Here is a 21,073-nt window from a genome sequence, read left to right as displayed (position 1 = left end):
TGTCCGCAAAGGGAGATCCCCGATGAGTTATTTCCTCGATCGCTTGCAGTTCTTCAAGCGTGACCCCCAGACCTTTGCCGATGGCCATGGATTTGCCAAGAGCGAGGGCCGCGACTGGGAAAACAGTTACCGCGCCCGCTGGCAGTACGACAAGATCGTGCGGTCCACCCATGGGGTGAACTGCACCGGCTCCTGCAGCTGGAAGATCTACGTCAAGAACGGCCTGGTCACCTGGGAAACCCAGCAGACCGATTACCCGCGCACGCGTCCGGACCTGCCCAACCATGAACCGCGTGGCTGCCCGCGTGGCGCCAGCTACTCCTGGTACCTGTACAGCGCCAACCGGCTGAAGTACCCGCTGATCCGCGGCACGCTGCTGCGCCTGTGGCGCGAAGCGCGCAGGAGCAAGGCCCCGGTCGATGCCTGGGCCAGCATTGTTGAAGACAAGGAGAAGGCGCGTTCGTACAAGACCCGCCGCGGCATGGGCGGCTTCGTGCGGCTGCAGTGGGAAGAGGCCAACGAGATCATCGCCGCTTCCAATCTGTACACGGTGAAGCAGTACGGCCCGGACCGCGTGGTCGGCTTCTCGCCGATTCCGGCGATGTCGATGGTGTCCTACGCCGCCGGCGCGCGTTACCTGTCGCTGCTGGGCGGCGCCTGCCTGTCGTTCTACGACTGGTACTGCGATCTGCCGCCGGCCTCGCCGCAGATCTGGGGCGAGCAGACCGACGTGCCCGAATCGGCCGACTGGTACAACAGCCGCTACATCATCGCCTGGGGCTCGAACGTGCCGCAGACGCGTACGCCCGATGCGCACTTCTTCACCGAGGCGCGCTACAACGGCACCAAGACGGTGGCGATCTGCCCGGACTATTCCGAGCTGGCCAAGCTGACCGACCACTGGCTGCACCCCAAGCAGGGCACCGACGCGGCGCTGGCGTTTGCGTTCGGCCATGTGATCCTGCGTGAGTTCCATGTCGATTCGCCCTCGCAGTATTTCCAGGACTACTGCCGCCAGTACTCGGACATGCCGATGCTGGTGCGCCTGGAGCGCCGCGACGATGGCCGCCTGGTGGCGGGCCGCTTCCTGCGCGCCAGTGAGCTGGGCGGGCTGGGTGAAGCCAACAACCCGGACTGGAAGACCCTGGCCTACGACGAGAACAGCGGCCAGATCGTGGTGCCCAATGGCTCGATCGGTTTCCGCTGGGGTGAAAAGGGCCGCTGGAACATCGAAGAGAAGGCCAGCAATGGCGCCGACACGCGCCTGCGCCTGAGCTTGTCCGACGCCAACGACGGCATCGAGGCGGTGAGCTTCCCGTACTTCGGTGGCCTTGAAAGCGACGGCTGGACCGCCGCACCGGCCGAAGACGTACTGGACCGCAACATTCCGGTGCGCCGCCTGGCCACGGTCGACGGCGGCGAGACGCTGGTGGCCACGGTCTACGATCTGCTGCTGGCCCAGTACGGCGTGGACCGTGGCTTTGGCGGCGGCAACGTGGCATCGAGCTTCGATGACAGGGTGCCGGGCACGCCGGCGTGGCAGGAGCGCATCACCGGCGTGTCGCGCGCCGAGGTGATCGAGATCGCCCGCGAGTTCGCGCGTACCGCCGACAAGACCCACGGCCGCTCGATGATCATCGTCGGCGCGGGCATGAACCACTGGTTCCACAACGACATGAACTACCGCGGCCTGATCAACATGCTGATCATGTGTGGTTGCGTGGGCCAGACCGGCGGCGGCTGGGCGCATTACGTGGGCCAGGAGAAGCTGCGCCCGCAGACCGGCTGGCAGCCGCTCGCGTTCGGCCTGGACTGGAGCAAGCCGCCGCGCCACATGAACGGCACCTCGTTCTTCTATTTCAACACCGGGCAGTGGCGTTACGAGAAGCTGCAGGTGGACGAGCTGCTGTCGCCGCTGGCCGATGCCCGCAAGTACAGCGGCAGCCTGGCTGACCTGAACCTGCGCGCGGTGCGCATGGGCTGGCTGCCGAGCACCCCGCAGCTGGACCGCAACCCGCTGCAGTTGGTGCGCGAGGCCGAAGCGGCCGGCGTGGCCCCGGCGGACTACGCGCTGGGCAAGTTCAAGGATGGCTCGCTGGACTTCGCCTTCGCCGACCCGGACGCCAGTCAGAACCACCCGCGCATGATGTTCATCTGGCGCTCGAACCTGCTCGGTTCCTCGGGCAAGGGCCACGAGTACATGCTGCGGCACCTGCTGGGTACGCGCCACGGGCTGCAGGGCAAGGACCTGGGCGAAATGGGCGCAGTGAAGCCGCAGGAGGTGAAGTGGCGCGACGAGGCGCCGGAAGGCAAGCTGGACCTGCTGGTCACGCTCGACTTCCGCATGTGCACCACCGCGCTGTACTCGGACATCGTGCTGCCGACGGCAACCTGGTACGAGAAGGACGACCTCAACACCTCGGACATGCACCCGTTCATCCACCCGCTGTCCAAGGCGGTGGACCCTGCGTGGGAATCGCGCAGCGACTGGGACATCTTCAAGGAGGTGGCCCGCACCGTGAGCGAGATGGCGCCGGGCGTGCTGGGCGTGGAGAAGGACCTGGTGCTGGTGCCGACCCTGCACGACACCCCCAACGAGCTGGGCATGCCGTTCGGCGTAGCCGACTGGAAGAAGGGCGAGTGCGAGGCCATTCCGGGCCAGACCATGCCGTCGATGACGGTGGTGGAGCGTGACTACCCGAACCTGTACCGCAAGTTCACCTCGCTCGGCCCACTGCTGGACAAGCAGGGCAACGGCGGCAAGGGCATGAGCTGGGACACGAAGCACGAGGTCGAGTTCCTCGGCAAGTTGAACCACACCGTGCACGAAGAAGGCATAAGCCAGGGGCGCCCGGCCATCTCGACCGCGATCGACGCGGCCGAAGTAATCCTGCACCTGGCGCCGGAAACCAACGGCCACGTGGCGGTGAAGGCCTGGGAATCGCTGGGCGCCTTCACCGGTCGCGAGCATACGCATCTGGCGGTGGGCAAGGAGCACGAGGCGATCCGCTTCCGTGACATCCAGGCGCAGCCGCGCAAGATCATCTCTTCGCCGATCTGGTCGGGACTGGAAGACGACAACGTCAGCTACAACGCCGGCTATACCAACGTGCACGAGCTGATTCCGTGGCGCACGGTGACCGGTCGCCAGCAGTTCTACCAGGACCACGAATGGATGATCGACTTCGGCGAGGCCTTCATGAGCTATCGCCCGCCCGTCAACACGCGCACGGTGGAGCCGCTGCTGAACCAGCGCCCGAACGGCAACAAGGAGATCGTGCTGAACTGGATCACCCCGCACCAGAAGTGGGGCATCCACAGCACCTACAGCGACAACCTGATCATGCAGACGCTGTCGCGCGGTGGTCCGATCGTGTGGATCAGCGAGGACGACGCGCGCAGTGCCGGCATCGTCGACAACGACTGGATCGAGCTGTTCAACGTCAACGGTGCGATCGCCGCGCGTGCGGTGGTCAGCCAGCGCGTGATGCCGGGCATGGCGATGATGTACCACGCGCAGGAACGCATCATCAACGTGCCGGGCTCGGAGATTTCCGGCACCCGCGGCGGCATCCACAACTCGGTGACCCGCATCGTGCTCAAGCCGACCCACATGATCGGCGGCTACGCGCAGCTGGCCTATGGCTTCAACTACTACGGCACCTGCGGAACCAACCGCGACGAGTTCGTGATCGTGCGAAAGATGGACAAGATCGATTGGCTGGACGATGAGGCAGTACCTGCAGCTGTAAAGGAGGTGGTGTGATGAAGGTCCGTGCACAGATCGCGATGGTGCTGAACCTGGACAAGTGCATCGGCTGCCATACCTGCTCGATCACCTGCAAGAACGTCTGGACCTCGCGCGAGGGCGTCGAGTACGCCTGGTTCAACAACGTGGAAACCAAGCCGGGCATCGGCTACCCGAAGGAATGGGAGAACCAGGACAAGTGGAACGGCGGCTGGGTGCGCAGCCGCGCCGGCAAGCTGGTGCCACGCGCAGGTGGCCGCTGGCGCATGCTGGCCAAGATCTTCGCCAACCCGGACCTGCCGCAGATCGACGACTACTACGAGCCGTTCGATTTCGACTACCAGAACCTGCACACCGCCAAGGACAGCCAGCACCAGCCCACCGCACGCCCGCGTTCGCTGATCAGTGGCGAGCGCATGCAGAAGATCGAGTGGGGCCCGAACTGGGAGGAGATCCTCGGTTCGGAGTTCAGCAAGCGCTCACGCGACTACAACTTCGACCAGGTGCAGAAGGAGATCTACGGCGCCTTCGAAAAGACCTTCATGATGTACCTGCCGCGCCTGTGCGAGCACTGCCTGAACCCGGCGTGCGTCTCGGCGTGCCCCTCGGGCGCGATCTACAAGCGCGAGGAAGACGGCATCGTGCTGATCGACCAGGACAAGTGCCGCGGCTGGCGCATGTGCGTGTCGGCGTGCCCGTACAAGAAGATCTACTACAACTGGAAGAGCGGCAAGTCGGAGAAGTGCATCTTCTGCTACCCGCGCATCGAGATGGGTGAGCCAACCGTGTGCTCGGAAACCTGCGTGGGCCGCATCCGCTACCTGGGCGTGATGCTGTACGACGCCGACCGCATCGCCGAGGCCGCTTCGGTAGCCGCCGAGAAGGACCTGTACCAGGCCCACCTGGACATCTTCCTGGACCCGAACGATCCGGCTGTGATCGCCGCCGCGCGCAAGGAAGGCATCCCGGACAGCTGGCTGGATGCGGCCAAGCAGTCGCCGGTGTACAAGCTGGCGATCGACTGGAAGCTGGCGCTGCCGCTGCACCCGGAATACCGCACGCTGCCGATGGTCTGGTATGTGCCGCCGCTGTCGCCGATCCAGTCCGCCGCCGAGCGTGGCCGCGTGGGCATGAGCGGCGAGCTGCCGGACGTGGCGTCGCTGCGCATCCCGATGCGCTATTTGGCCAACCTGCTGACGGCCGGTGACGAGGCGCCGGTGGTACGCGCGCTGGAGCGGCTGATGGCGATGCGTGCCTGGCGCCGGGCCAAGAACGTGGACGGCGTGGAAGACACCGCCGTGCTGGAACAGACCGGGCTGAGCATCGCCCAGGTGGAAGAGATGTACCGCTATCTGGCCATTGCCAACTACGAGGACCGTTTCGTGATTCCGACCGGCCACCGCGAGTACGCCAACGACGCCTTCGGTGAGCGCGGCGGCTGCGGCTTCAGCTTCGGAAACGGCTGCAATGGTGACAGCCCGGCGGACCTGTTCGGGCAGCGCAAGACCACCACCTTCGTGGTGGACAAAGGCCCGAACCAGCGCCGCAAGGAGGTGGTGTGATGAGCGTGCTCAAGCTGGTCGGGGTGTTGCTGGACTACCCCCGCGAGGAACTGTGGGAGCACGGCGAGGAGCTGCTCGCCGCCTGTGACGACCCGGCGCTGAACCCCGCCCGCCGCCAGCAGCTGCGCAGCTTCGTGCAGCAGCTGCTGGCCACCGATGCGCTGGATGCACAGGCGGCGTGGCTGGCCAGTTTCGACCGCGGCCGTTCGATGAGCCTGTTGCTTTTCGAACACATCCATGGCGAGTCGCGCGACCGCGGCCAGGCCATGGTCGATCTGGTCGAAACCTACCGCCGCAACGGCTTCGAACTGGATGCCCGCGAGCTGCCGGATTACCTGCCGTTGCTGCTGGAGTTCCTGGCCCACCGCCCCGGTAGCGAGGCCCGCGAGTGGCTGCACCACATCGGCCATATCGCCGGCATGCTGGCCGCGCGTGCCGCCGAGCGTGAGCTGCCGCACCGGGTGCTGTTCGAGATCCTGGTCGAAGCCGGTGACGGCAAGGCCGATCTGCAGGCGCTGCGCCAGCGTGCCAGCGAGGAAGTCCGCGACGATACCGCCGAGGCCATGGACCGCTTGTGGGAGGAGGAGGCGGTGCGCTTCGGCGCCGAAGCCCCTGCCGAAGACTGCAAGCCGCCCGTGCGTTCGCCGGCCCGTCCTTCGCATCGTGAGGTCCAGCCATGAGTTACTCCCTGCATCAATTCGCCTTCCAGTACTACCCGTACATCGCCGTGGCAGTGCTGCTGATCGGCAGCTGGGCCCGCTATGACAAGGCCATGTACACCTGGCGCACCGGCTCCAGTCAGATGCTGTCGGACAAGGGCATGCGGCTCGGCAGCAACTGCTTCCACATCGGCATCCTGGCCATCCTCGGCGGCCACCTGGTCGGGCTGCTGACGCCGCACGCGGTGTACGAGCACTTCATCACCTCCTCGCAGAAGCAGATGCTGGCGATGGTGGTCGGTGGTGTGTTCGGCGCACTGTGCTTCATCGGCATCAGCATCCTGCTGGTACGCCGCCTGTTCAATGCGCGTGTTCGGGCTACCGGCAGCTTCGGTGACACCCTGGTGCTGGTGCTGCTGTTCGCGCAGCTGTGCCTGGGCCTGTACAGCATCCGCGTCTCGTCCGGTCACCTGGACGGTGGGGTGATGGTGCAGCTGGCCGAGTGGGCGCAGCACATCGTGACCTTCCGTGCCGGAGCCGCTGATTACATCGAGGGCGTCAGCTGGGTCTACAAGATGCATATCTTCCTGGGCCTGACCCTGTTCCTGATCGCGCCGTTCACCCGCCTGGTGCATGTATGGAGCATTCCGATCAGTTACCTGTGGCGGCCCTACCAGGTGGTGCGCCGCCGTCAGGCCACGCTGCGCTATGGGCCGCGGGAGTAAACCATGCGCAGCCTGCCGAAATTCCTGCCGATTACCGTGATCGACTCCGCCGCACCGGTTCCCGCCGAGGCGCATTCGCACCACCATGACGCGGCGGCGCAGGGGCCGCGTTCGCTCGGGCAGCCGGCACCGTGCCGGCTGTTCGTGGACGAGACCGCGATCAGCGAGGCCGACATCGCCCGCGAGATGCAGCACCACCGGGCGATGCGCCCGCAACAGTCACGTGCCGAAGCGGCACGCGCACTGGTGGTGCGCGAACTGCTGCGCCTGGAAGCGCAGCGGCTGGGCCTGCAGGCGCCGGAGGGTAACCGGGTAAGTGACGAGGAAGTGCTGATCCAGCAGCTGCTGGAAGACGCGATCGAAGACCGCGTGCCGACCGATGAAGACTGCCGGCGCTACTTCGAGCAGAACCCGGAGCGCTTCCGCTCCCCCGACCGTGTGCGCCTGCGCCATATCCTGCTGGCCGCACCGGCCGACGACGTGGCCGGGCGCTTCGCTGCACGCACCGAGGGCGAGCGGCTGCTCGGACTGCTGAAGGAGTCGCCGCACCTGTTCGCCGATTTCGCCCTGCGTCATTCACGCTGCCCGTCCAGCAGCGAAGGCGGTGACCTGGGCTGGCTGCAGCGTGGGCAGACCACGCCGGAGTTCGACCGACAGGTGTTCCGCCTGCGCGAAGGCCTGGCCGGTTTCCCGGTGGAATCGCGCTGGGGCTACCACGTGGTCTGCGTCGATGCCCGCGAGGAAGGCCAGCCGCAGCCGTTCGAGGCCGTGCTGCCGCAGCTGCGTGACTACCTGGAGTTGCAGGTGCGGCAGCGCGAGGTGCAGGCCTACCTGCTGCAGTTGCAGGAACGCTACCCGGTGCGCGGGCTGGATGAGATCGAAGCCGAAGCGGATATCGGCTGAACCCCTTTGAACGAGGAAAATTCATGAACCAGGCCCTTGCCCCCGCCAGTGCCGGGCAGCAGCAACGTGCGCTGTGGCTGAGCACGTTCGCCTTCACCGTGTGCTTTGCGGTGTGGATGATCTTCTCGATCATTGGTATCCAGATCAGTCAACAGCTCGGTTTGAATGACACCCAGTTCGGTCTGTTGATCGCCACGCCGGTGCTGACCGGCTCGGTCAGCCGCGTCTTCCTCGGCATCTGGTCCGACCAGTTCGGTGGCCGCAAGGTGATGGTGCTGGTGATGCTGTGTGGTGCAGTCGCTACCTGGATGCTGACCTACGCACAGACCTACAGCCAGTTCCTGGTTGCCGCGCTGTGCGTGGGTATCGCCGGCGGCAACTTCTCGGTGGGCGTGGCCTACGTCTCGAAGTGGTTCCCGGCCAGCAAGCAGGGCACTGCGCTGGGCATCTTCGGTGCCGGCAACATCGGTTCGGCGGTGACCAAGCTGCTGGCGCCGCTGGTGATGGTGGCGGCCGGCTGGACCATGGTTGCCAAGGTCTGGGCCGTCGCGCTGGCGGTCACTGCGGTGCTGTTCTTCCTCTTCAGCAAGGAAGACCCGTCTCTGGAACAGCGCCGCCGCGAAGGCGTGAAGCCGGTGCCGTTCGCCGAGCAGATGGCACCACTGAAGAACCTGCAGGTATGGCGGTTCTCGCTGTACTACTTCTTCGTCTTCGGCGGCTTCGTGGCGCTGGCGTTGTGGCTGCCGCACTACCTGGTTGGCGCCTATGGCATGGACGTGGGCCACGCCGGCATGCTGGCGGCGTGCTATTCGATCCCGGCCAGCCTGTTCCGCGTGGTCGGTGGCTGGATGTCGGACCGGATGGGCGCGCGCCGGGTGATGTACTGGACCTTCGGCGTGTCGGCCATCTGCACCTTCCTGCTGGCCTACCCGGATACCGAGTATGTGGTGAAGGGTATCCACGGGCCGCTCCATCTCCATCTGGCCATCGGCGTGGTGATGTTCACCGTGCTGGTGTTCGTGCTGGGCTTCTTCATGTCGCTGGGCAAGGCCGCGGTCTACAAGCACATTCCGGTGTATTACCCCAGGCATGTGGGCGCGGTGGGCGGCGTGGTCGGCATGATCGGCGGCCTGGGTGGCTTCGTCCTGCCGATCGTGTTTGGCGCGTTGAACGATGCGGTGGGCATCTGGAGCAGCTGCTTCATGCTGCTGTTCGTGCTGGTGGCGGCTGCACTGGCGTGGATGCATTTCGCGATCCGCCGCATGGAACGTCGCCACTTCCCGCAGATCGACCGCGAAACCGACCTGCCCGAAGCCATCGACGCGGCCGCCGCCGAGCGGGTGCGCGGCGGGTGAAGGGTGCTGCCGGCCAGCGGCCGGCACTACCAGGACGATACGCGGCGGGTGAAGGGGTGATGCCGACCAGCGGCCGGCACGACCGAGTGGTGGGTGAAAGGGTAGTATCGGCCGCTGGCCGGCAGGAACCATCAGATGCGCCACGCTTGATTTCAATCAGGGCCACGCGAAGAGGAACGCCCGAAGATGTCTGCCATGAGCTTCCACGTTGACGAGAGCGAGGACACTGCGCTGCAGGCGGCATTGCTGCGGCAGCCACGGCACGTGCTGTTTCCGCCGGCTGACCAGTTCAGTACCGGCTTTGGCGAAAGCGGGTGGCGCGCCGCCGTGCGCGCCAGCAACGAGCACCTGATCCCGCGTGGTTTGACGCTCGGCTTCCAGGCGGGTCGTGGCGGGCGCGACGTGCCACCGCAGGCGTATCTGGACACCCTGCTGCTGGCGCTGCGCCTGCAGGCCGGCGCGCTGGCTGAAGATCGCGAGGTGGTGGCAATGGTGCTGCAGTTGGGGCTGGCCGAGACGCTGCCGCCACCACAGCTGGGCCAGCTGCTGGATGCCGTGCCGCAGTACTTGCGCACCGTGGCGCGGCCACAGGTGGAGGTGCGGCTGGACGCGGGCAGCGCGCTGGCGCCGGCACAACTGCGTGCGGTGGGCTGCACCCGCCTGAACGTGATTGATCGCGCCGATGCACCCGGGCCGACGCTGCTGGCGCATGCGCGACAGGTGGGCTTTACCGCGCGATACTACCAGTTGCGGGTGCCCGGCAGCGCGGATACCGGCTTCATCGAACGACTGCATGAGGTGCTGGCCGAAGCGCCCGAGCGCATCCTGCTGCCGGCGCCTTGCGCGCTGCCAGAGCATCCCTCGGCGGCACGATGGCTGCAGAGTTGGCGCCTGCTGCGCGCAGCCGGCTACGAACCGATCGGTGGTGACCACTACCAGCGCGGCGACCTGCCGATCCCGCATGGCCCGGGCGATGGCCAGCGTCATTGTGACCTGGCCGGCGTGCCACGCCGCGACCGCAGCGATTTCATCGGGCTTGGGCTGTCCGCCTGCAGCCAGATCGGCGAGGTGTTCTACCGGCTGGAGGACGAACTGGGCGAATGGCGTGCGCGGCTGCAGGCCGGGCACATGGGCGTGTCTGCCGGGTTGATCCTGTCCGAGGACGAGCGGTTGGTGGCCGAAGTGGCGCAGAGCATCGCCTGTGACCACGCCCTCGATGCGGCTGCCTTCGAGTGGCGCAACGATGAACCGTTCGAGGAGTGTTTTGCCGAACAGCTGCCCGCGTTGTCGCCGTTGCTGGCACGCGGCTGGGCGCAGTGGGATGCGCGCGTACTGCGCCTGGCCGAAGAAGGGCGCCTGCTGTGGCGTATGATGGCCGCATGCTTCCGGCCGGCGGCCGCCATCGCTTGAGTCTTGCCCCGATGTCTTCAATTCCGCCTTCGCAGGGCCGTCTCGGCCGGGCCACACCCAACCCCGCCGCCGCCGATGATGGCGACGCACTGCACTTCTGCAGCACCTGTGCGTTCTCCGACGCATGCATGTCGCAGGGCTACGACAAGACCGCACTGGGCGATCTGCACGTGCTGGTCGACCACGTCGGTCCGTTCCATGCGGGTGACTACATCTTCCGCGCTGGCGAGTCGTTTGATTCGATTGCTGCGGTGCGCGCCGGCATGGTCAAGACCTTCGTCGACGACAGCCAGGGCAACGAGCAGGTGCTGGGCTTCAGCCTGCCGGGCGAAGTGATCGGCCTGAATGCGATCCACGGTTCGCGCTTCCCCTGCAATGCGGTGGCGCTGGATACGGTGCATCTGTGCCGCATCTCGTTCCCAAAGCTGAGCTCGCTGGCCACGCGCATGCCCGGGCTGCAGGCCAAGCTGTTCAGCCTGCTCAGTGCGGAGATCGGCAAGGTCGCCACGCTGGCCGCCAACCACCGTACCGAAGAGCGCATGGCCGCATTCCTGCTGGACATGTCCGAGCGCTACGCGCGGCGCGGTTTTTCTGCCACGCGCTTCAACCTGACGATGGCGCGTACCGAGATCGCCAACTACCTGCGGATGGCGCCGGAAACCGCCAGCCGCGTGCTGCGCCGCCTGAGCGATGATGGGATCATCGCGGTGAAGCAGCGTGAGATCCTGCTGCTGCAGCCCGAGCGCCTGGCCGCGCTGGCGGTGGCCGACGAATCCGATCCGAACTGAACCTGGCCGGGAGCCGACGATGAAGCGAGCTGGACTGTTGTTGCTGGGCCTGCTGGCCACGGTGCCGGCCTGGGCGGCTGAGCTGACGGTGTCGGCGGCATCGAGCCTGACCGAGAGCTTCCGCGAACTGGGCACCGCCTATGAGAAGGCACACCCGGGAACCAAGGTGGATTTCAACTTCGCCGCCTCCGGCGTGCTGCTGCAGCAGATCAGCCGCGGCGCGCCGGTGGATGTGTTCGCCTCGGCCGACGAAACCACGATGGACCAGGCCCAGCAGCAGGACCTGCTGGCGGCCGGTACCCGCGAGGTGTTCGCGGTGAATGCGCTGTGGGTGGTGGTGCCACCGCAGGCCAAGGCCGCGCCGCGTACCTTGAAGGACCTGGCCGGTGCCGGTGTGCAGCGCATCGCACTGGGCAACCCGGACAGCGTGCCGGTCGGCCGCTATGCCAAGGGCGCGCTGGAAGCGGCGGGCCTGTGGCCGTCGGTGCAGGGCAAGGCCATCACCACGCAGAACGTGCGCCAGTCGTTGGACTACGTGGCACGCGGTGAAGTGGATGCCGGCTTCGTCTATGCCACCGATGCGCAGGCGATGCCCAACCGCGTGCGCCGTGCCTTCGCGGTGCCGGTGGCAGGGCGCATTGCCTATCCGCTGGCGGTGACCAAGGCCAGTACGCAGCCGGCGGAAGCCAGGCGCTTCGCTGCCTTCGTGCGTTCGCCGCAGGGTCAGGCGATCCTGGCCAGGCACGGATTCGGCAAGCCCTGACGCATGGATCTGGACTGGAGCGCGCTGGGGCTGTCGCTGAAGGTGGCCGGCTGGGCCACCGCGATCAATCTGGTGCTGGGTGTGGCGCTGGGCGCGTTGCTGGCCCGCCGTCGTTTCCCCGGGCGCGAGCTGCTGGATTCGCTGCTGACCCTGCCGATGGTGCTGCCGCCGACGGTGCTGGGTTATTACCTGCTGGTGCTGATCGGTCGCAACGGTCCGATCGGTGCGTGGCTGCAATCATGGTTCGGCATCAATCTGGTGTTCACCTGGCAGGCCGCGGTGATCGCTGCGGCGGTGGCCTCGTTGCCGCTGGTGTTCAAGCCGGCACGCGCGGCGTTCGAGGAAGTGGACGGGCAGTTGGAGCAGGCCGCACGCACGCTGGGTGTGTCCGAAGCGGCTGTATTCTTCCGCATCACGCTGCCACTGGCGTGGCGCGGCATCCTCGCCGGCCTGCTGCTGGCGTTTGCGCGCGCGATGGGCGAATTCGGCGCGACGCTGATGGTGGCCGGCAGCATTCCGGGCCGGACGCAGACGTTGTCGATCGCCATCTACGAGGCGGTACAGGCCGGCCAGGACGGCAAGGCCAATGCGCTGGTGATCCTGACCTCGGTGGTCTGCATCGTGATCCTGTTGCTGGCCGCGCGGCTGGTGGGCGGGCGTCGCCGGGAGCTGCGCGATGTGGCTTGACCTGCAGGTACAGCGCCGCCTGCAGGCGGCCGGCCAGGCATTCGTGCTGGATGTATCGCTGCAGTGCACGCAGCGCCAGGTGGTGCTGTTCGGGCCTTCGGGCGCGGGCAAGAGCCTGACCTTGAAGGCGGTGGCCGGGCTGCTGCGGCCGGGCCAGGGTCATGTGCGCGTGCAGGGGCAGACCCTGTTCGATGCGGCCACCGGTGTGGATCTGCCGCCGCAGCGCCGCCAGCTGGGCTATGTGTTCCAGGATTACGCGTTGTTCCCGCACCTGAGCGTGCGCCAGAACGTGGCGTTCGGGCTGGAGAAGGGGTGGTTGAATCCGCGCGTGGGCCAGCGCTTCGATGCGGTGGAGCAGTGGTTGCAGGCCTTCCGCATCGACACCGTGGGTGATCTGCTGCCCTCGCAGATTTCCGGCGGGCAGCGCCAGCGCACCGCACTGGCGCGGGCGCTGGTGACGCAACCGCAGGCGCTGCTGCTGGATGAACCGTTCTCCGCACTGGATCATGACCTTCGCCAGCACCTGCGCCAGGAGCTGGAGGCAGTGCTGGACAAGACCGGGATCCCGTTGTTGTTGATCAGCCACGACCCGCAGGACGTGGCCATGTTCGGCCAGCAGGTGGCGCGCGTGGTGGACGGGCGTATCGTCTGCGATTGACCTGCACCTGTAGAGCCGAGCCCATGCTCGGCTGCTGTTGGCGGTGTTGCGAAAAGCAGCCGAGCGTGGGCTCGGCTCTACAGGATCTACGGATCAATACAGCTCGCAGTGCGTGCGGCCTTCGCCCCGCAACGCGTCCCAGCGCCCTTCGCCACCGATGGCATCGATGGCCTCGCGCACCGCGCCTTCCAGGTGGCGCTTGTTGCCGCACAGGTACAGATGCCCGCCCCGGGCCAATACGTCGCGCACTTCGGCGGCACGCTGCTGCAGCACATGCTGCACATAGACCTTTTCGACGCCATCGCGCGAGAACGCGGTATGCAGGCCAGCCAGAACGCCCCGGGTATGCCAGTCCTGCAGCTGGTCGCGGTACAGGTAGTCGTGCTTGCTGTGCTTCTCGCCCAACACCAGGTGCACCTCGCGTGCGCAGCCGTTGGCCTGCAGTTCCTGCAGCAGGCCCATCAACGGTGCGATGCCGGTGCCGGTGCCGACCAGCAGCAGCGGTGCCTGGCCGGTATCGGGCAGGTGGAAGCCAGGGTTGGAACGGCAGTACACCCGGGCGTGGTCGCCGCCATGCAGCAGGCTGCCGGTGGCAGTGCCGAAGCGCTCGCGGCCGCGCAGGGTGTAGCGCACTTCGCGCACGCACAGGCTCAGCTGGTCGTCGCACGGGTGCGAGGCGATGGAATAGGCGCGCGGCAGCCGCGGTGACAGCAGCTGGCGCAGCCGGGCGAGCGGCACGCTGTCCGGCGTGGCGTGGTCCTGCAGCACGTCCAGCAGGTCCAGGCCATGCAGGTAGGCGTCCAGCTCGCACTTCTGGCTGACCTTCAACAGGCGCTTCAATCCCTCGCTGCCGCTGAGCCTGGCCAGTTCGCGCAGCACGCCCTTGCTCAGCAGGCGCAGCTCGCGGTCGTGCAGGGCGGCCACGGCGGCGGTGTCGCCATACCAGGCAGCCAATGCCTGCAGCAGGGCGGGATCGTTCTCGGGCACCACGTGCAGGGTGTCACCCGCGCGGTAGGCCATGCCACTGCCGGCAATGTCCAGCTGCAGGTGCCAGGCAGCGGGGTCGCTGCTGTTCAAGCGGCGACGTTCGAGAATGCGGGCGGCAAAGGCATTGTCTTCGCCATAGGCGGTGACCTGCAGGTGCAGGTCGTGGCCAGCGTTTAGGTCGCCCTCCAGCACCTGGCCCAGTACCGGCTGCCATTGCTGGAAGAACTGCTCGTAACCCAGGTCGGCGTCCACCCGATGCAGCAGCGGCTGCGCCTGGCGCTCGCTCAGCGCAGCATCCAGCGCCTTGGTGAAGCCACAGAAGTTGGGGTAGCCGGTGTCACCCAGGCCGAACACCGCATAGCGCAGGCCAGCCAGCGTCGGGGTCTGGCGCAGTGTTTCGAAGAACTGTTCGCCGTTGGCTGGCGGTTCGCCATCGCCGAACGAGCTGGAAATCGCCAGCAGCACATCGCCGTGGCCGAGACTGGCCACGTCGATGTCGTTGAACGGGAGCACCTGCGGCCCGTGCGGCTGCAGGCCCGCGCCCAGGCGCTGGGCCAGGGCGCGGGCATTGCCCGACTCGGACGCGAAACCCACCAGCAGGCGGCTGAAGGGCGTACTGGTCGGGAGGGCGTTCACGCGGCCTCGTAGAAGTCGTCGAACTTTTCCTTGCTGAACTCGACCAGGTCGTAGTTCTGCATCAGGTCGTTCACCACGCGGCGGATGCTGATGTAGGAGGTGATGTTGCCGTCGCCGTCGAACAGCGGTTGCACGGTGGTGTCGACTACGTAGAGCACGCCGCCCTTGCCGAGGTTGGGCACGATGCCGGTCCAGGTCTTGCCGGCCTTGATGGTGTCCCACATGTCCTTGTAGACCGCCTTGGGCACGTCCGGGTGGCGCACGATGCTGTGCGGCTGGCCGATCATTTCCTCGCGGGCGAAGCCGGTGAGCGTGCAGAACAGGTCATTGGCGTAGGTGATGTTGCCCTGCAGGTCGGTGGTGGAGATCACCATGACGTTCTGCAGCGCATTCACAAGCTGGGCGTTGTCGGGGGAGTAGCTCATCGCAGGGTCCTTGTAGAGGCCGGCAGTGCCGGCGTGTTCGGGTTCTGCATAGGAATACGCCCGCGTGGCAGCGGGCGGTTTGACATTGGTCAAGCGGGTGGTTCGGCAGGCTGCGACCGGGTGTCGCAGGGAGCGTTCACTGCTGCAGGGGAAAGCCGATCGTCTCGTGGCAATGCTGCACGAGGTGGCGACCTCCCTCTTTGATGTGCAAGGTGTCTGCGTCACCGAAGAACCGCAGCAGTGCTGCCCCGGTCGTACTGCCCGCGTGCGCGGAGCGTCTGGCAGCAGATGGCAGGAACGGATCAGCTCGCGGATCGTGTCCGCCCGGGAGGTTCGCGCGCGCAAGGGTGCCTTCGATCAATAGCTGCGCACATGCGCCAGCCAGATAGGCGTCTGGTTCCCGTTGCCGGCCGCGCCGAGGCTGGCCTGACAATGCGGTGGCGATATGCTGGAACTCATGCGCGGTGGTGGCGATCACGCGCCTGCGCAGCGAATCAGCGTCCGGGCTGGAGGGAAACCAGAAGCTGACCACCTGGCCCGGCCGCTCTGGTCCTGGCAGTTGTCGCCAGATGCCGCCTCCGTCACTTACGATCGTGAGCTGATAATGCACAGGCGTCCGTTCCTGCCCATTGGCTTGGAGCGGCAGTCCAGCGGATCGTGCAGCGGCCTCGCAGAGCTGTGATGCTTGCATGGCCGAAAGCGCTCCATCTGCCCAGAGAAGTCGAGTTGCGACGGATGACCACCCGCACTCGATGGACCGATTGGGATACTCCGAGCTTTCCGGGCCGGGTAGCACCGACACTGTGCTGATCTTCAGATGTGAGGATGGGCCTCGCAGCAGGGTGGCATACCCTCCATCGGGACTGACCAGGTCCCGGGGAGGCAGTTGGATGGATTGGCACGCACTTGTGGCCAGAAGGATTGCCGTCAGCCCAGCATAGAGCGCGAGGGCGGAGCCCGGTTGGGTACGCTTGGGCTGACGGCGCTGCATCAGGGGAGCAGCACGCCAGCAGAGATGAAGGTGATACCGATTGCCGCCACGATTGCTCGTAGATTGCTCATTGGTACGCTCCAGGTTTGACGTCGATTGACCGATCAGCTCAACCCGCTGGCTCGGTAGTCAATGCGTATCGACTCTGGCTCGATCAGACAATCGGAATTGTTTCAAACACTTGCAGTAGTTGGCTCCGGGCCACATTCGATGCGCCAGAGACATGCGCAGGTCGCGCCAATGGCGACACTTGCGCCTCCAGTCACATCATGTGGGGAAGTCGCGGGCGCGTCAGCCCATCGAATAGCGCAGCACACCCGCCGAGACCACGCCGATCAGCACCGTCGGCAGCATCGACAGCCGCGTGGCGGCCAGCAGGGTGATCGCCAGCGCGGCCAGGTCGGCGGGCTTGTCGGCGACGAAGTCCGGGGCGATCACCGAGATCAGCACGCAGCCTGGTGCGGCTTCCATCACCGTCACTGCGCGCTTGCTCAGCGTGCGGTTGCGCAGGGCGAGGAAGCCGACGATGCGGGTCAGGTAGGTGGCGGCGGCCATCAGCACGATGGTCAGCACCGAGGTCCAGTGGATCAGTCCGTTGAAGATCATGCTGCGTCCTCCGCCAGCAGCCAGGCAGCCGCCAGGCCGGCCAGGGCGCCGCTGGCCACGTACCACGCGCCCGGAATCAGCAGGTAGGTGGCAGCGGCCACCACCAGGCTCACCAGCCACGGCCGCGCCGCTTTCATGCCTTGCCACATGCCGCGCAGCAGCACCAGGAATACGGCGGGGAAGGCCATGTCGAAGCCATAGGCGTGGATGTCGCCCAGCATCGGCCCGACGATCGCGCCCAGTGCCGTGCAGGCCACCCAGACCGTGTACAGCCCTGCCGAAACGCCCAGGTAGTAGGCCAGGCTGAAGCCGAGTGCGCGGCGACGCGCGTCGGCCACACCCAGCGCCCAGCTCTCGTCGCACATGAAGAACAGCGCCGGCAGCACACGACGGCGCGGCAGGTGCTGCAGCAGTGGGGCCAGGCTGGCGCCCATCAGCAGGTGGCGGCTGTTGACCAGTGCGGTGATGGCCACAATCAGTGCGATGTGCGGTGGCGAGGTCCACAGTTCGACGGCGGCGAACTCCGAGCCGCCAGCGAAGTTGAGGCCGGTCATCAGCGGCACTTCCAGTGCGCTCAGGCCCTTCTGGGCCGCCTGCGCGCCGAGCACCAGGGCGAACGGAATGAAGCCGATCATCACCGGCACGGCGGCACGCAGGCCGCGCAGGAATTCGGCACGCGGGGCCGTGTCGCAGGCGTCGGGCAGGGGGAGGGTGGTACGGGCGTCCATGGAACGGCACAACGAGATGGGGGTGGCCCATGCTAGCGGTCCGATCGCGAAATCGGGTTGCGTTGATGCCACTGGATTCGGAATGATTGATATTCCATGCGGCCAGAGTCGACCAGGACGAAATTTCATGCAGTACCAGCTCGACAACCTGGATCGCCGCATCCTCGCCGCCCTGCAGCGCGACGGCCGACTGCAGAATCTGGAGCTGGCCCGTCTGGTCGGGCTGTCGCCGTCGGCGTGCCTGCGCCGGGTGCGGCTGCTGGAGGAGGGCGGCTACATCGACCGCTACGTGGCTTTGTTGAACGAGGCCAAGGTGGGGCGGGGCTTCACGGTGTTCGTGCGGGTGTGGCTGCGCGGGCAGGATGAGGACACCACCAATCACTTCATCAACAGCATCAAGTCTTTCCCGGAAGTGCTTGAATGCCATCTGATGGCGGGCGACTGCGATTTCCTGTTGCGGGTGGCGGTGGCTGATCTTGATGCCTACCGGCAGTTCCAGATGCAGCACCTGAACCGGATCGCCGGGGTGCAGAACACGAAGACCGAGATTCCGATGCAGCGGATCAAGCAGACGACCCAGTTGCCGCTTTGAGGGATGGGGTTTGCGGCCGGGTTGCACCCGGCACCCGCGGGTAGTGCCGGCCGCTGGCCGGCAACCTCAGGAGCAACAGCAACAGCGGGCCTGCTGAGGGATGGCGGGGTGGGTCCGGTTGCGGGGGACGCTGCAAGTACGTCCATGTAAGCTCGGTCGCCGCATCCATGCGGCTCACGCCCCCGCAACCGGACCCACCCCGCCTTCGACAGATTTCCATGATCTGCCGCAACGGCATGAGCTGCTCCTGGTGGGTGTCGACCTTGGTCGACACGTTTGGGTCGGTACGGGGTCGGATCCCGTTGCTTCGCAACGGGCTCTGACCCCCGTGCATAGATAGCATGGTCTGTTCGATTCATTGATTCCTGATGGGTGACTGGGTTCACGGAGCCTGGCTCCACGTCGCCCGTGGGCGGCGGTCATCGCAATGACATGTGCCCCCGGTACGGTTTGAGCCCGCTTGCGGGTCGCGCGCGGGCCGGGGTTCCGGTCGTGGTGCGCGTCCACTGCAGCTGCTGTCGCTGCCGAGGGTCATGTGTTCTACGTCAGGGGGCTGAATGGACACCACGCGGTCAGAACTTGGAAGGTGGCCATCGCCGCATGGCTGCTGCTGTCCTTTGCCGCTGCCGCACAGGACGCGGTTCATGCCTACGACATCCCTGCGCAGCCGCTGGAACAGGCGGTCGAGCGCTTCAGCGTCATCAGTGGGTGGTCGGTGATGTACCCCGGCGACCTTGCTTCGGGCCGCAGCAGCCATGCGCTGCGCGGGAGCCTGGCGCCGCTTGTGGCGCTGGAGTCGCTGCTGCAGGACACCGGGATCGAGGCCGAGGTGATCGGCGAGCAGCGTGTGGTGCTGCGCCGGGGCAAGCCCTCGGCCGCGGAACCCGATGTTGGCGCGGGGCTTCCCGAGGCCGAACGCCGGCGTCGCTACGGCGGGTTGCAGCAGCGGCTGCGTGCGGCGTTCTGTGACGACCCGGAGATTGCGCCCGGCCGCTATGCCGCAACGCTGCGCTTCCGCATCGACGGCGCGGGCCAGGTGAGCGAGCCCGAGCTGCTGTCCGGCAGTGGCAGTGATCGCCGCGACGCACGCCTGCTGCAGGCGCTGCACGGCCTGGTGCTGGCGGCCGAGGCCGCCGCGCTGCCACAGCCGGTGACGCTGCAGATCCGTCCTTCCGGCACCGACCACGACTGCGGCCGGCGCGCGCCCCTTCCATGACTTCAAGGATTCGAACATGAACAACGGTACGGCTGGGGCGGTTGATCTGATGGACCACCTTCTGGGTGCCTACGACGAGCTGAAACGCCGGTTGGTGCGCAAGCTCGGATCGGAAGAGCTGGCCGGCGACGCGCTGCAGGACACGTGGATGCGCCTGAGTGCGCGACGTGACCGCCTGGACGCGGTGCAGAACCCTGCGGCCTACCTGCTGCGCATGGCGATGAACACCGTGATCGACCGCCAACGGGCAGACCACCGCCTGCTGAGCCTGGAGGAGGTGGATACGCTGATGGACATGGCCGACCCGGGGCCGGGGCCGGCACAGGCGGCTGAGCTCGACTTCGCGCTGGAAGACATGGTCGGCCTGCTGCAGCGCATGCCCGAGCGTCGTCGCCGCATCCTGCTGGCGATCCGCGTCGATGGCCTGCAGCAGCGTGACGTGGCCGACCACCTCGGTGTGTCGCTGCGGTTGGTGCAGCGGGAGCTGAAGGCAGCCCAGGACTACCTGGCCGAACGCAGTGGGCAGGGGCGCCAGGTGCGGTTCTGAGCGACGGCATCCGTCTACACTTTGACGCCGAGCAGAACCCCGCAGCGTGCGGGTCCGGCATGAGCTCCCATGGATCCTGACGACCGCCCGCAACGCCCGCTGGATGCCGTTGAGCGTCAGGCCCACGCGTGGGTGGTGCGGCTGACCTCGGGCGAGGCGACCGCTGCCGATGGGCGCCGGTTCCGTGCATGGTGCGAGTCCGACCCGCGTCATCGTGAAGCGTTTGGCCGTGCGCGCCGGCAGTGGGAGCAGGTGCGGCTGGCCGGCGAGCGACTGCCCGCCGCCGCGCGCCAACCGGTCGCGCCGACGCCGGCCCAGCGCTGGAGCCGGCGCGCCTTCCTGGGCGCTGCGGTGGCGGCGCCGGCCAGTCTGGTGGTGGTGGCGGCGCTCCGCCCGCCGCTGGGATTGTGGCCGTCGGTGACGGCGATGGCGGCCGATTTCCACACCGGCACCGGTGAACGACTACAGATCGCGCCCTCGCCGCAGCTCAAGATCGAACTGGATACGCAGAGCAGCCTGCGCCGCCGCGCGCACGCGCAGGGCGAAGGCTTCGAGCTGGTGCAGGGCCAGGCCGCGATCGAAACCGGTGCTGGCCTGCGCCTGGCACTGTTCGCGGGCCCGGGTTGCGTGATTGCCGATGAAGGTGCGGTGCGCCTGGACGTGCGCAACACCCACGGCCAGGTACGGGTGACCTGCCTGCAGGGTAGCGCCCGTATCGAGCACCCGCAGGGCCGCCTGCAGCTGCAGGCCGGCCAGCAGACCCGGTTCGACGAGCGCCTCAGTGGCGTCGTGGCCGAGGCCGTGGCTTCGGAAGTGAGTGCCTGGACCGAAGGCATGCTGGTCTTCCGCCGTGCACCGCTGCGCGAGGTGGTGGACGAGATCAACCGTTACCGGCGGGGCAAGGTACTGCTGGGTGAATCGGCATTGGCGCGCGCGCCGGTCAGTGGCCGCTTCCGCATCGATGATCCGGATGCGGCGCTGGAGCAGCTGCGACTGACGATGTCGCTGGATCTGCGTCGCTTTCCGGGTGGCATCGCCGTCCTTGGATAGATGAAGGCGCTGGCCGTGCGCACCGCAGCCAGGCTGT

20 protein-coding genes are annotated in these 21,073 nt (G+C 66.8%); 15 read left to right on the top strand and 5 right to left on the bottom strand.

All coding sequences use genetic code 11. The annotated features are described in order from the left end of the window. Positions 1-22: 22 nt before the first annotated feature. The 11 genes from ACZ75I_RS10945 (at position 23) to ACZ75I_RS10895 (ending at position 13,258) form a co-directional block, all read left to right on the top strand. Complete coding sequence (locus ACZ75I_RS10945; RefSeq protein ID WP_262219953.1) at positions 23-3,766, top strand: nitrate reductase subunit alpha; 3,744 nt, start codon at positions 23-25, stop codon at positions 3,764-3,766. Further along, positions 3,766-5,310 (top strand): nitrate reductase subunit beta, encoded by a 1,545-nt coding sequence (gene narH, locus ACZ75I_RS10940; RefSeq protein WP_065177652.1) that lies wholly within the window; start codon positions 3,766-3,768, stop codon positions 5,308-5,310. Before ACZ75I_RS10945 ends, narH begins: the two co-directional genes overlap by 1 nt. Further along, positions 5,310-5,990 carry a nitrate reductase molybdenum cofactor assembly chaperone gene (gene narJ / locus ACZ75I_RS10935; RefSeq protein WP_005416842.1) on the top strand — a complete coding sequence of 227 codons (681 nt, stop codon included), beginning with the start codon at positions 5,310-5,312 and terminating at the stop codon, positions 5,988-5,990. The genes narH and narJ overlap by 1 nt, the downstream gene beginning before the upstream one ends. Beyond that, positions 5,987-6,694, top strand: a complete 708-nt coding sequence (gene narI / locus ACZ75I_RS10930; protein ID WP_005416840.1) for a respiratory nitrate reductase subunit gamma — start codon at positions 5,987-5,989, stop codon at positions 6,692-6,694. The genes narJ and narI overlap by 4 nt, the downstream gene beginning before the upstream one ends. A 3-nt stretch (positions 6,695-6,697) precedes the next feature. Next, the gene (locus ACZ75I_RS10925) at positions 6,698-7,597 is read left to right on the top strand and encodes a peptidylprolyl isomerase (RefSeq protein WP_065185686.1); all 900 of its coding nucleotides are present in this window, start codon (positions 6,698-6,700) and stop codon (positions 7,595-7,597) included. Between the two features lie 23 nt (positions 7,598-7,620). Then, positions 7,621-8,952 (top strand): MFS transporter, encoded by a 1,332-nt coding sequence (locus tag ACZ75I_RS10920; RefSeq protein WP_472957853.1) that lies wholly within the window; start codon positions 7,621-7,623, stop codon positions 8,950-8,952. A gap of 195 nt (positions 8,953-9,147) precedes the next feature. Beyond that, positions 9,148-10,362, top strand: coding sequence for an oxygen-independent coproporphyrinogen III oxidase (locus ACZ75I_RS10915; RefSeq protein ID WP_346476485.1), 1,215 nt, complete (start codon positions 9,148-9,150; stop codon positions 10,360-10,362). Positions 10,363-10,373: 11 nt separating this feature from the next. Beyond that, complete coding sequence (locus tag ACZ75I_RS10910; protein ID WP_143993736.1) at positions 10,374-11,150, top strand: helix-turn-helix domain-containing protein; 777 nt, start codon at positions 10,374-10,376, stop codon at positions 11,148-11,150. Positions 11,151-11,169: 19 nt separating this feature from the next. Next, on the top strand, positions 11,170-11,913 hold the full coding sequence (modA, locus tag ACZ75I_RS10905) for a molybdate ABC transporter substrate-binding protein (protein WP_346476486.1): 744 nt from the start codon (positions 11,170-11,172) through the stop codon (positions 11,911-11,913). A 3-nt stretch (positions 11,914-11,916) separates the two neighbouring features. Then, the gene (gene modB, locus ACZ75I_RS10900; RefSeq protein ID WP_006371078.1) at positions 11,917-12,600 is read left to right on the top strand and encodes a molybdate ABC transporter permease subunit; all 684 of its coding nucleotides are present in this window, start codon (positions 11,917-11,919) and stop codon (positions 12,598-12,600) included. Then, complete coding sequence (locus tag ACZ75I_RS10895) at positions 12,590-13,258, top strand: sulfate/molybdate ABC transporter ATP-binding protein (protein ID WP_180866893.1); 669 nt, start codon at positions 12,590-12,592, stop codon at positions 13,256-13,258. Before modB ends, ACZ75I_RS10895 begins: the two co-directional genes overlap by 11 nt. A gap of 93 nt (positions 13,259-13,351) precedes the next feature. Here ACZ75I_RS10895 and ACZ75I_RS10890 read toward each other — a convergent pair whose 3' ends face one another. The 5 genes from ACZ75I_RS10890 to ACZ75I_RS10870 all read right to left on the bottom strand — a co-directional run bounded on the left by ACZ75I_RS10890 (position 13,352) and on the right by ACZ75I_RS10870 (position 17,631). Further along, positions 13,352-14,881, bottom strand: a complete 1,530-nt coding sequence (locus tag ACZ75I_RS10890) for a diflavin oxidoreductase (RefSeq protein ID WP_472957852.1) — start codon at positions 14,879-14,881, stop codon at positions 13,352-13,354. Further along, complete coding sequence (locus tag ACZ75I_RS10885; RefSeq protein ID WP_472957851.1) at positions 14,878-15,306, bottom strand: PAS domain-containing protein; 429 nt, start codon at positions 15,304-15,306, stop codon at positions 14,878-14,880. Before ACZ75I_RS10885 ends, ACZ75I_RS10890 begins: the two co-directional genes overlap by 4 nt. A gap of 136 nt (positions 15,307-15,442) precedes the next feature. After that, positions 15,443-15,997: a ubiquitin family protein gene (locus tag ACZ75I_RS10880; protein ID WP_472957850.1), complete on the bottom strand. Its 555-nt coding sequence runs from the start codon at positions 15,995-15,997 to the stop codon at positions 15,443-15,445. Between the two features lie 591 nt (positions 15,998-16,588). Then, entirely contained in the window at positions 16,589-16,903 is a 315-nt protein-coding gene (locus ACZ75I_RS10875; protein WP_134968986.1) for an AzlD family protein, read from the bottom strand. Then, positions 16,900-17,631 carry an AzlC family ABC transporter permease gene (locus ACZ75I_RS10870; protein WP_472957849.1) on the bottom strand — a complete coding sequence of 244 codons (732 nt, stop codon included), beginning with the start codon at positions 17,629-17,631 and terminating at the stop codon, positions 16,900-16,902. Before ACZ75I_RS10870 ends, ACZ75I_RS10875 begins: the two co-directional genes overlap by 4 nt. 127 nt (positions 17,632-17,758) lie before the next feature. Here ACZ75I_RS10870 and ACZ75I_RS10865 point away from each other — a divergent pair, with 127 nt between their 5' ends. The 4 genes from ACZ75I_RS10865 (at position 17,759) to ACZ75I_RS10850 (ending at position 21,036) form a co-directional block, all read left to right on the top strand. Beyond that, positions 17,759-18,223: an Lrp/AsnC family transcriptional regulator gene (locus tag ACZ75I_RS10865; protein ID WP_472959056.1), complete on the top strand. Its 465-nt coding sequence runs from the start codon at positions 17,759-17,761 to the stop codon at positions 18,221-18,223. Between the two features lie 535 nt (positions 18,224-18,758). Next, positions 18,759-19,439 (top strand): STN domain-containing protein, encoded by a 681-nt coding sequence (locus tag ACZ75I_RS10860; protein WP_065196405.1) that lies wholly within the window; start codon positions 18,759-18,761, stop codon positions 19,437-19,439. Between the two features lie 16 nt (positions 19,440-19,455). Beyond that, entirely contained in the window at positions 19,456-19,986 is a 531-nt protein-coding gene (locus ACZ75I_RS10855; protein WP_061479455.1) for an RNA polymerase sigma factor, read from the top strand. 69 nt (positions 19,987-20,055) lie between these two features. After that, positions 20,056-21,036, top strand: coding sequence for a FecR family protein (locus ACZ75I_RS10850; RefSeq protein ID WP_180866910.1), 981 nt, complete (start codon positions 20,056-20,058; stop codon positions 21,034-21,036). The last annotated feature ends 37 nt before the right edge of the window (positions 21,037-21,073 follow it).

It is taken from the genome of Stenotrophomonas sp. X (genome assembly GCF_055721025.1).
The sequence above is the reverse complement of the archived record's forward strand: the minus strand, read 5'-3'. Positions and strand labels throughout refer to the sequence as shown.

Bases quoted from the DNA above. Each gene is read 5' to 3' on its own strand.
- ACZ75I_RS10915 (WP_346476485.1), top strand. From the start codon at position 9,148: ATGAGCTTCCACGTTGACGAGAGCGAGGACACTGCGCTGCAGGCGGCA.
- ACZ75I_RS10925 (WP_065185686.1), top strand. From the start codon at position 6,698: ATGCGCAGCCTGCCGAAATTCCTGCCGATTACCGTGATCGACTCCGCC.
- ACZ75I_RS10910 (WP_143993736.1), top strand. From the start codon at position 10,374: ATGTCTTCAATTCCGCCTTCGCAGGGCCGTCTCGGCCGGGCCACACCC.
- ACZ75I_RS10855 (WP_061479455.1), top strand. From the start codon at position 19,456: ATGAACAACGGTACGGCTGGGGCGGTTGATCTGATGGACCACCTTCTG.
- ACZ75I_RS10875 (WP_134968986.1), bottom strand. From the start codon at position 16,903: ATGATCTTCAACGGACTGATCCACTGGACCTCGGTGCTGACCATCGTG.
- ACZ75I_RS10895 (WP_180866893.1), top strand. From the start codon at position 12,590: ATGTGGCTTGACCTGCAGGTACAGCGCCGCCTGCAGGCGGCCGGCCAG.
- modB (WP_006371078.1), top strand. From the start codon at position 11,917: ATGGATCTGGACTGGAGCGCGCTGGGGCTGTCGCTGAAGGTGGCCGGC.
- ACZ75I_RS10885 (WP_472957851.1), bottom strand. From the start codon at position 15,306: ATGAGCTACTCCCCCGACAACGCCCAGCTTGTGAATGCGCTGCAGAAC.
- ACZ75I_RS10920 (WP_472957853.1), top strand. From the start codon at position 7,621: ATGAACCAGGCCCTTGCCCCCGCCAGTGCCGGGCAGCAGCAACGTGCG.
- ACZ75I_RS10945 (WP_262219953.1), top strand. From the start codon at position 23: ATGAGTTATTTCCTCGATCGCTTGCAGTTCTTCAAGCGTGACCCCCAG.
- ACZ75I_RS10870 (WP_472957849.1), bottom strand. From the start codon at position 17,631: ATGGACGCCCGTACCACCCTCCCCCTGCCCGACGCCTGCGACACGGCC.
- ACZ75I_RS10880 (WP_472957850.1), bottom strand. From the start codon at position 15,997: ATGCAAGCATCACAGCTCTGCGAGGCCGCTGCACGATCCGCTGGACTG.
- ACZ75I_RS10850 (WP_180866910.1), top strand. From the start codon at position 20,056: ATGGATCCTGACGACCGCCCGCAACGCCCGCTGGATGCCGTTGAGCGT.
- modA (WP_346476486.1), top strand. From the start codon at position 11,170: ATGAAGCGAGCTGGACTGTTGTTGCTGGGCCTGCTGGCCACGGTGCCG.
- narH (WP_065177652.1), top strand. From the start codon at position 3,766: ATGAAGGTCCGTGCACAGATCGCGATGGTGCTGAACCTGGACAAGTGC.
- narI (WP_005416840.1), top strand. From the start codon at position 5,987: ATGAGTTACTCCCTGCATCAATTCGCCTTCCAGTACTACCCGTACATC.
- ACZ75I_RS10865 (WP_472959056.1), top strand. From the start codon at position 17,759: ATGCAGTACCAGCTCGACAACCTGGATCGCCGCATCCTCGCCGCCCTG.
- narJ (WP_005416842.1), top strand. From the start codon at position 5,310: ATGAGCGTGCTCAAGCTGGTCGGGGTGTTGCTGGACTACCCCCGCGAG.